The sequence below is a fragment of the Vibrio sp. 1727 genome (assembly GCF_033344415.1).
Classification (GTDB): domain Bacteria; phylum Pseudomonadota; class Gammaproteobacteria; order Enterobacterales; family Vibrionaceae; genus Vibrio; species Vibrio alginolyticus.
Genome location: NZ_JAWPOT010000341.1, coordinates 1 through 655 on the forward strand (window position 1 = coordinate 1; position 655 = coordinate 655).

A 655-nucleotide genomic window follows, 5' to 3' on the forward strand; every position below is an offset into this window, starting at 1 on the left:
GACGGGCGCGTTGGCGGGAATCGCGATCACAATGACGCTACTGATCTACTTATGTTATTTCCGCTTACTTCGATTGAAGTTCCAACCCTCGATTGCAGCGGTGACTTTTCCTTCAGTCATCAGCGCCATTGCGATGCACCGATTAACCTCTTTTTTCGCACAATCTCATCCTCAATGGCATTGGTTACACGATTTCGGCTTTTTAGAACTCAGTATCGCGACCGTATTGGTCGTTTGGGTATCGGCAGGTTATGTGAAAATGTACTGGCCAGAAATTGTAAGAACCCCGACCAAACAAGCATAAAAAAGGCCTCATTAAGAGGCCGTTTTTTATCACTATCAACAAAGTATTAACCCGTAAACTTCGCCATGAAGTTACCGACGTTAGTCAAACTCGATGCAGCCATCACGATAACAATCGCTGCTCCAGTTAGCGTTAAGTACATTGGGTGTTGGTAGTCACCGACGATATCTTTGCGTTTTGTCGCAACTAAGACGGTACCCAAAACGATAGGAAGGATAATGCTGTTCACTAAACCCGCTAACATAAGCAGAAGAATTGGCATATCCATGGTAACCGTGCCCAACGAGGTTAGGATAATGAAGCCGACACACCACGCTTTTTCGTTTCGCGCCACAACTGGGAAAAGCGTCT

The 655-nt window shown here is 45.8% G+C and carries 2 pseudogenes; one reads left to right on the forward strand and one right to left on the reverse strand.

Annotated elements, in window-relative coordinates:
- Window positions 1-304 (forward strand): annotated as a pseudogene (locus R8O10_RS25625) (tellurium resistance protein); the annotation flags it as partial.
- Between the two features lie 46 nt (window positions 305-350).
- Here R8O10_RS25625 and R8O10_RS25630 read toward each other — a convergent pair.
- Window positions 351-655, reverse strand: a pseudogene (locus tag R8O10_RS25630) (hypothetical protein); the annotation flags it as partial.